The 7,960-nt window shown below is 64.0% G+C and carries 12 protein-coding genes; 4 read left to right on the plus strand and 8 right to left on the minus strand.

What is annotated here, in order from left to right; genetic code table 11:
• Together EOA33_RS16840 and EOA33_RS16845 are read right to left on the minus strand one after the other, a co-directional pair.
• The coding region (locus EOA33_RS16840; RefSeq protein WP_127406101.1) for a hypothetical protein at positions 1-195 on the minus strand (195 nt) is incomplete at its 3' end.
• A gap of 29 nt (positions 196-224) precedes the next feature.
• Positions 225-404, minus strand: coding sequence for a hypothetical protein (locus EOA33_RS16845; protein ID WP_245455507.1), 180 nt, complete (start codon positions 402-404; stop codon positions 225-227).
• A gap of 377 nt (positions 405-781) precedes the next feature.
• On the opposite strand from EOA33_RS16845, the gene EOA33_RS16850 reads away from it, so the two are divergent.
• The gene (locus EOA33_RS16850) at positions 782-1,720 is read left to right on the plus strand and encodes a hypothetical protein (protein ID WP_127406103.1); all 939 of its coding nucleotides are present in this window, start codon (positions 782-784) and stop codon (positions 1,718-1,720) included.
• An 84-nt stretch (positions 1,721-1,804) separates the two neighbouring features.
• Here EOA33_RS16850 and EOA33_RS16855 read toward each other — a convergent pair whose 3' ends face one another.
• Entirely contained in the window at positions 1,805-1,990 is a 186-nt protein-coding gene (locus EOA33_RS16855; RefSeq protein ID WP_127400152.1) for a hypothetical protein, read from the minus strand.
• A gap of 166 nt (positions 1,991-2,156) precedes the next feature.
• On the minus strand, positions 2,157-2,450 hold the full coding sequence (locus tag EOA33_RS16860) for a hypothetical protein (protein WP_127406104.1): 294 nt from the start codon (positions 2,448-2,450) through the stop codon (positions 2,157-2,159).
• A gap of 484 nt (positions 2,451-2,934) precedes the next feature.
• Here EOA33_RS16860 and EOA33_RS16865 point away from each other — a divergent pair, with 484 nt between their 5' ends.
• The 3 genes from EOA33_RS16865 to EOA33_RS16880 all read left to right on the plus strand — a co-directional run bounded on the left by EOA33_RS16865 (position 2,935) and on the right by EOA33_RS16880 (position 4,253).
• Positions 2,935-3,234 carry a DUF1236 domain-containing protein gene (locus EOA33_RS16865; RefSeq protein ID WP_126055351.1) on the plus strand — a complete coding sequence of 100 codons (300 nt, stop codon included), beginning with the start codon at positions 2,935-2,937 and terminating at the stop codon, positions 3,232-3,234.
• A gap of 77 nt (positions 3,235-3,311) precedes the next feature.
• Entirely contained in the window at positions 3,312-3,509 is a 198-nt protein-coding gene (locus EOA33_RS16870) for a hypothetical protein (RefSeq protein ID WP_126055350.1), read from the plus strand.
• A gap of 426 nt (positions 3,510-3,935) precedes the next feature.
• Positions 3,936-4,253, plus strand: coding sequence for a hypothetical protein (locus tag EOA33_RS16880; protein ID WP_126055348.1), 318 nt, complete (start codon positions 3,936-3,938; stop codon positions 4,251-4,253).
• A 500-nt stretch (positions 4,254-4,753) separates the two neighbouring features.
• Here the strand turns inward: EOA33_RS16880 and EOA33_RS16890 are convergent, their stop codons facing one another.
• The 4 genes from EOA33_RS16890 to EOA33_RS16905 all read right to left on the minus strand — a co-directional run.
• Positions 4,754-5,701 (minus strand): phosphatidate cytidylyltransferase, encoded by a 948-nt coding sequence (locus EOA33_RS16890; RefSeq protein WP_126055347.1) that lies wholly within the window; start codon positions 5,699-5,701, stop codon positions 4,754-4,756.
• Entirely contained in the window at positions 5,701-6,369 is a 669-nt protein-coding gene (locus EOA33_RS16895; protein ID WP_127406105.1) for a lysophospholipid acyltransferase family protein, read from the minus strand. The genes EOA33_RS16890 and EOA33_RS16895 overlap by 1 nt, the downstream gene beginning before the upstream one ends.
• A 7-nt stretch (positions 6,370-6,376) precedes the next feature.
• On the minus strand, positions 6,377-6,766 hold the full coding sequence (locus tag EOA33_RS16900; protein WP_127406106.1) for a hypothetical protein: 390 nt from the start codon (positions 6,764-6,766) through the stop codon (positions 6,377-6,379).
• A partial coding sequence (locus tag EOA33_RS16905) for a phosphatase PAP2/dual specificity phosphatase family protein (RefSeq protein WP_127406107.1) occupies positions 6,763-7,960 on the minus strand: 1,198 nt, incomplete at its 5' end. The genes EOA33_RS16905 and EOA33_RS16900, both read right to left, overlap by 4 nt.

The raw sequence follows: 7,960 nt of genomic DNA on the forward strand, positions 1-7,960 counted from the left end.
CCCGTCGCCGGCCGGCGCCTTTGCCTCCGCGGCGGGCGTTATCCCACCTGTCGACGTGTTGTCGAGCGGCGGACGGGTTTCCTCGGCCTTGGCGGCGTTGTCTTGGTGCGCCGGGGCCTTCTTCTTGGCCTCCGCGCTCTGCGCGAGCACAAGCATGACGAGCAGCGCGGACAGCGCGGATAGAACGACTTTCATGAAGGTTTCCTCCCTTGGTTCCACGGCATTCATTGCTTGAAACCGGACTCGTCGAGCAGCGCGACCTGCTTGCCGTCGATGTAGAAGCGGATCGCGTGCGCCTCGTTGTCGATGTCGATGCGCGTCGACTGCGCGGCCTGCGCAGCCGGGCCTTTGACATATTTCGAGGGAAGATCACCGGCCGGCGCGTAGCGGAAGAGCAGCGCCAATGCGATGCATCCGGCGGTAAATACAATGAAGGTCAGTCTGGAAGAGGCGCTCGAGGTCATCTGGTCGTTCCTTCAGGTTGAAGTGGCATTACGGTTCGGTTGCTCCAGGTTCCTGAGCCTGGTTTCGCCGTTGCTCGGTTGAAGCGTGTCACTGCTCTGCGAGGAAGACGTGCCCAGCCCACATTTCTGTGTGTTGTCCCGACGGCCTGCCCCTTGCCCGCGGCGAGCTTAGCGCCGGCCCGCGAACCGAGAAGGCAGCACGCGCGGAATGCCGTGGAATTCTTTGGAATTCCTGGAATATTAGCTTGTGGAAAAGTACAATGTAAGGATGCGCCAGGGCGTGTTATGGCTGACAGCGGACAGTAAGGGGCGGCCGCATGGCACAGCATATCGGGCAGAAATTGCGGCTGACTTCAGCCCTGCTGGGAACTGTCACCCGCAAGGAACTGGCGGCGGCCTTCCGGGCTATCAATCCGAAGACCGCGTTCGATCTCGGCCGCGCCGACAAATGGCTGCAGGGCCGCGCCCAGCCCCGTGAGCACAGCGTCTACGACGATTGGGCGAAGCTGCTTCGCCTGGAGCACCCGGGCGCCTGGATCGCCGACTGCGATCTGCCGGATTTCATCGCCACCATCTCCGACCGTCACGGCGTCGACAGGGCCGAGCTCGAACGCCGCGCCAGCGCCCAGTTCGAGACGGCATCCAGCCATGAAGAGCGCAGCCTCGCCTTCGCGCTCGCCGGAACCTACGCATGCTATTCGCGCGCCTGGTCGCCCTATTTTCGCGGCCAGTTCATCAAGGGCATCCTGTCGATCGAGCCAGGGCCTGGCATGCATGGCCTGACCGCCACCTATCGCGAGTCCTTGCCGACCGGCCAGCTGGTGCTTGGCGGTCCGGTCACGCCGGCCAAGCGCGCCCTTTACGTGCATCTGAAGGAAGTCGGCGGCGATGCCCAGTTCTTCATCAGCCTGTTCCCGCAGTCGCAGCCGGGCAGCGTGCTTGGCGGCTATATGTGCGGCACCGCCATCATCGGCCCGGAGGCGCAGCCATCGCTGACAAGGATCCTCATCGTGCGTCTGCGCGCTCCACTGCCGGGCGCTGCCTCATGGGGCGGATACCTGTTGCCCGACCAGTCGATATCGGGTGATCTGGCATCGCTCGGCATCGCCATCGAGCAGCCGGAGCAGGTCGACCGGCAGCTCACGCGCTTCCTGGTCGGCGGCAGCGACGGCGGCGTCCACCAGGTCCCGCCGGCCGAGTTCCGCGCCATCCTGGACGTCTTCGACCGCCATTGGCTGCGGCACTCGGGCGCCTGAGCAGTCCCCACAAGGAAAGAAGGGATCGCGCAATATCCCCTCACGCCGCGGCGGAGACCGAGAGAGGAAGCCGTGCCGGGTGTTTCAGTCATCCTTCAAATCTTCGGCTTCGTCCTTGAGCTTGGTCCAGTCGGCACCATGCTTGCGCAACAAGGCGCGCGCCTGTTTCGGCGAGACGTCGGCAATTTCCGTCAGGTGCTCCACCTCCAGCTCTTGCCCTTTCACCACGCGGCTCGCCTGCTTTTTTTCTTTCTTTTCTTTGGTGGCCATCTCTGTGTCCTCTTCTTGCATCATCGGATCAACGAGGACCTAGAAGTGTTGGTTCCGGTTCCCATATTGTCGCTTGGCGGCTTGAGGTCCGGCCACGGTTGGTCGAGATTTGGTCGAGGCGGCGGCAGACCTGGCCGCCGGCAACGGCGCCCGCCGCGCCCAGTCTCTAGTCGGTCTTGCGCGGCACGATATAGCTGGTGACGGTCTTGTTCCCCACACCGCGCGTCACCGTTACGATCGCATGGCCGGCCGGCAGTGAACCTGTAATACTCAGGTCGATCTCTCGGCAGCGGCCGATGATTTCGCCGTTAGCCGATCTGGCAAGACGCTCCTTCAATGACGCCCGGCATTCCTGGACCGACATGTAGAGGTCGGGCGGCGAATCGATAGGTCGGCAGACGGAGGTCTGTCCGGGGCTGCACGAAAGCAAAATCATCACCGCCGCGACCGCCGGATCCATTCTTGAAATTCTCCATTGTGGCAAGCGTCAACGCGTAAGGGCGGGCTTAGTTTCGAAACTGTTAAAGTATGAAGGCTGAAGCTGGCTGGCGGGACACATCGATTCCTCCGCGGCGAGGGCTTCGGAAAGGACCGGACTGCGCAGGTTCCATTGAAAAGATGCTTGGCGAGCCAAGGATTTTCAGCCGAGTGCCATTCCAATCGCCAAGAACATGATGGCGACCGCGAACACCGGGGTGAGTAGCCAGCGTGCCTGATCGACGCTCTTATCCATGGATTCCTCTCCTGAACCTTGTAGCGAGCAACGAAGGCGGGCAATCAAGGGTTCCGGTTGCCGCCCCTGACGAGGCTATTGCGCCTGATAAGGTCGTACACGGTTCAGACCTAGGTCCTCATCGCGGAACGTTTGCAAAAACCTGGCGTTGGGTCTGCTTGCAGCGTGAAGACAATGTCGTCTGGCGCAACCACACCACCAGGAGGAAACTATGAAAATCTATCTCGCCGCAGCCGCTGCGGGGTTTTTGCTGCTGGCCGGTATCGGGGCTGCCGCCGCCGACACCCTGATCATTCAGCCGGAACAGGAAACGGTCATCCGGGAATATGTGAAGAAGAAGCCCCTGGCCTCGGTAGCGCTTCCTGGCGTGGAGCTCAACATCGGCACGACTCTTCCCGATACAGTCGAGCTTTATGAAGTTCCCGACGTGCAATACCGCTACGTCGTGATCGACAACCGGACGGTCCTCGTTGATCCGGGCACGCGCAAGATCATCAAAGTTTACGAATAGGCCAAACGCTTCAGCTCAGGCCCGCTGCATTTCGGTGCGGCGGGCCTTCAAGTCGCTCAAATATCGAGGAGCCATGCATGTTGGACCGTGAGATCGGGCAATCCCACGCCTTGGGACTGCGCGTAGCCGCCCTGAGGGCGAGGATGCGGGAAGCCCGCATTACCGAACACGAGATGAAGACCTTCCGGAAGGTCGCCGCGGTGATGGAAGACGGCCAGGGCCAGATTGGTGGCGACGACCTGATCGCCATATCCTTCGTGGCCGAAACCGAATAACGAGCCGGTGGGCCGGCTGTGAGGGCCCCAGGGCGTTGCGGGTCCACGCCCTGGTCGTCTTATCGGCCTTCGCCGGACGCGGCGTCGTTGTCTTTTGCGGCCCAGATTGCCCTAATTCGATCGCTGGCTTCCAGGTAAGCCATGTCGATTAGGTAGGTCAGAAGATCCTCACCGTCTGACCGCGCTCGCTCGCGGACTTCCCTCAACATTGCCTGGGCGAAGTGCAGGTTCCCTAGGCGGGTGGACTGTTCCATATGCGTTCCCAACCCTAAGTATTTCGCTTCCAAAAGTTATTAGACCAGTCTTACGTGATAATTACCGCTGCCAGGCAAAATTGGATTTGCAGCCGGCGAAACCGGCCCGCCGCTCGAAAGTGGGCCATGGCATGATCGCGGAGGGCTGCCACAACGCTCGGCGGCGTTAACCATGCCCTCGATTGTTGTCGAACCAACAGTGCGCCTTTCCCGTTTCGAAGCCATGCAGGATCATGGAAAGGCGAGATTCCGCTGTCGTCCAGAACCTTCGGGAAGCTGGATGGTGTGGGATGAGTCCGACAACGCTCCTGGTACCTTGGGAGGCCGCTCACTGGTCGGTCGCACCTGGCAGCGCGCCAAAGTGGCCTGCGATCTGCTGGCGCGCATTTATGACAACCGGCTGGATGCTCGATCGCTTGGCAAGCCGCGTGCCCACCCGGTGGATCGTGTCGACGAGCTCATCTCTTCCATCCGCAGGGCACGCGACTAGAGCATGATGCCGAAAAGTGTGAAGGGGTTTCGGACGACATCATGCTCTATCTCTTTGATTTAGAGCCGGATTCAGATTTCAGGTCGATTCGACCTGAAATCATCCGGCTCTAGGGGGCGGTCAGAACGCGGTCCGGCGGCCCCATGCGACTCGCGGGCGGCCGCTGGGCCTAACCAATCGGGGCGAGCGCTGCCGGCCGGCGCCCGGTTCATCGGACCGTCATGAAACTGCGGCAAGTTGGGCGGGCAGTTCCCAACCTCCAAGAGCCATCTCGCCCGGTCACGCCGGGCGAGCTTTTTTGCTCGTTTGTCATTGGGCCGCGGTACGGCCGGCACGAAACCAAATCATCGACCGCGCGTTTCCAACCCAGCGAGGTCTTCTCGCTATCGACACCAAATCTGCCCGCCGGCCGCACACCGGCGGGCTTTCTTTGCAGCGGCCGCTGCCTGAATGGGCTCGGCTGGGTCAGGCGCCCACTTGCGATCGCAAGCCCATTCCCCTCACGCCGACCAGAAATACCTGACCGTGTGGAAGAACACCGGGGCGGCGAAGACCAGGCTGTCGGCGCGGTCCATCATGCCGCCATGGCCCTCGATCAGATGGCCCCAGTCCTTCACGCCCTGGTCGCGCTTGATGGCCGAGGCGACCAGGCCGCCGAGAAAACCCATCAGACAGGCGACAAGGGCGACGGCGGCCGCCTGCAGCGGCGAGAACGGCGTCAGGAACGACAACAGCGCGCCAAGCAGGCTGGAGGCGGCGAGCCCGCCGACCAGCCCTTCCCAGGTTTTCGACGGCGACACGGTCGGCGACAGCAGGTGTTTTCCGAACAGCTTGCCGAAGATGTATTGCAGCACGTCGCTGCCCTGCACGGTGATGATCAGGAAGGCGATGAGCAGGAGGTTGCGGCCCTCGAAGCCCGGCACGTCGAGCGTCAGCAGCGCCGGCACGTGGCTGACGAAGTAGACCGAGATCATGATCGCCCATTGCTGTGCCGAGACGCGCTCGAGGAAGCGCTCGGTGTCGCCGTTGAGCGCGGTGATCGCCGGCATCAGCAGAAAGCAGTAGACCGGGATGAAGATGGTGAAGAGCCCGTACCACGCCGTCCACACCAGCCAGTACTGGAATGGGATGATGATGGCGAACATGCCGAGCAGCACCCAGTGGTCGCTGCGCCGGCTGTGCGTCAGCGTCACGAATTCGCGCAGCGCCGCGAACGAGATCAGCGCGAACAGGATGGTCATGCCGGCATGGCCGAAGAAGAAGGCGACGGTGATCGCCACCACCATCACCCACCAGGCGTTGATGCGCTGGGTGAGATTGACGAGCGTCGGCGACAGCGGCTTCGGCGCTCGCCATGACAAGATGCCGGCGGTGACGCTGGCCGTCGACAGCACCGCGACCAGGCCGGCGATCAGGATCATGGTTTCATGTATCGGCGGTAGTGGCATCAGTCGTCTCGGTCGGGGCGGGGGTTGAGGGCGAGCAGCGTCTGGCGGGCGCGTTCGAGGAAGGCGCGCCGCTCCTCGCCGGGCGCGATGGTCACAGCCGGGCCGAAGACGACGCGGCACAGAAGCGGCACCGGCAGGAATTGGCCCTTGGGCAGAACCCGCGACATGTTCTCGATCCAGCACGGGATGAGCTCCACCTCGGGCCGCGCCATCGACAGGTTGTAGAGGCCGGAACGGAACGGCAGCAGCGGCTCGTCCGTGGTGTTGCGCGTGCCCTCGGGAAACAGGATCAGCGAATGACCCTGGTCGAGCACCGACAGCATGATGTTGATCGGGTTCTGTGACTCTTCGGTCCACTGCCGGCGGATCAGCACCGAGGACAGCATGTCCTCGGCGATGTAGCGGCGCAGCCGCGACTTGCCCCAATATTCGGCCGCCGCCACCGCATGGGTGCGGGCGCGCACTTTCTCGCTGAGGCAGGCCGAGAGCAGGATGAAGTCGCCATGGCTGGCATGGTTGGCGAAATAGATGCGCTGCCGCTCCGAGGGCTGGCTGCCGTTCCATATCGGTCGCACGCCGGTCACCACCCAGGCCAGCGCCGACAGGCCGACCGAGGTGATGGTCTGCAGGAGGGTGAAAGTGTTGGCGCGGATGTGGAGTTTTGTCATCGAAGTCTCAAAGCAATGCCGCCATCAGTGACGCCGCCGCGAACACCGCAAAGGCCATACGCTGCTTCATCAGCAGCCGGCGCGTACCCGATATCCGCTGGTCGAGCGATCGCGTCGCGGCAGGCATGGGCTTCAGCCGCATGCGGGCGAGCAAATCATCGACCGCGCCGCCGCCCGAAACCTCGCTGTCATGGCTCGCCATCAGCCGGAACAGCAGCGCGTCGAACAGGAGGAGCGCGGTGAAGGCGAGGGTAGCCAGAGCCGCCGCCGCAGCCACCAGCCCGATCACCGGCGCGGCGAGCAGGCAAGCCGCGACCGCCAGCAGCGGCCACGCCGCCTGCAGCATAAGTCCGGCGGCGAACGCGCCGGCTTTGTCCTGATAGCTATTGCTGTTCATGCCGCTTCGTCCATCCCGGCCTGAATGTGCACCGGTCGGCCGGAGGCGGCGAGCAGTTTGCGCGCCTGCGCGGCGGTGTGCGAGCGGCCGGTGCCGACCAGCCATGCGGCGGCGAACGTGGCGCTGCGCTGGAAGCCGAGCGCGCAGCAGATCAGCACCGTCCCCTGCCGGCGCGCCGCCTCGATCGCCGGCACCGCTTCGGAGAGTTGCTTCGCGGATGGCGGCAGAAGATCGAGCACGGCGAGGCTGATCCAGCGGCAGGATGCGCCGCGCGGCCGCTCCAGTTCGGCGGCAAGGTCGATCACCGTGCCGAAGCCGCTGGCCTCGGCAGCCGTCGGGAACCGGCCGAGGAAGACGCCGTCGGTGACAGGCACCATTGGCGACAGCGTGCGCGTCCAGGCCCAGAGATTGATTCTGGCGCCGACGCGGTAGGGCCAGAGCAGCAGCCGACTGGCGAGTGAGACGCGGCCGTCCGCCGCTTTCTGGAACACCTTGGCTCCGGCGCCGGCATAGCCGAAGGCGACGATGGCCAGCGCCAGCGCCGGCCACAGAAGGGCGAGGGCAACCGCCGAGACGAGGGCGCCGCCGGCCGCGCCCGCCAGCAGCAGTGTGGCCCCCAGCGCATAGAAGACCGCCAGCCGCTGCGCTTTCCTGTCGGTCGCCAGCCGGAAGCCGGCGAAAGGCAGTTCGCCCGTGCGCGGGAACAGCCACAGCGCGAACAGGCCGAGCAGCGCGCCGGTCGGGATGTCGATGAAATGGTGCTGCCATGTCGTCAGCACCGAGGCGCCGATCAGGAAGCACCAGACGTGCCAGGCAATTCCTGAGATGCCGCTCAGCCGGTGCCGCCAGTGGTCCCAGATGATCGTAAGCAGCGCGATGTGCAGCGACGGCGCCTGGTTGAACGGCTTGTCGAAGCCGCCGAGCACCGCGAACAGGAAGCCCGGCAGCCCCGATGTCTCCGGCCGCACGAAGGTCGCCCTGAGCGGGAACAGGATGAAGCAGGTCACCGCGATTGCCTGCGCGGTCAGATAGCGGCCGGCGAGGCGGTCGACGCCGCGCCTGGTGTCGTTGAGAAGCAGCGACAGGCCGTAGAACAGGTTGATCGACCAGTAGGGCACGATCGTCCACGCCATGAACGGGATGTCGCGCTCCCACGCAAAGACAATGCTGCCGACATCGTCGCGTCGCGAGGCC

The organism is Mesorhizobium sp. M4A.F.Ca.ET.050.02.1.1, assembly GCF_003997725.1.
Classification (GTDB): domain Bacteria; phylum Pseudomonadota; class Alphaproteobacteria; order Rhizobiales; family Rhizobiaceae; genus Mesorhizobium.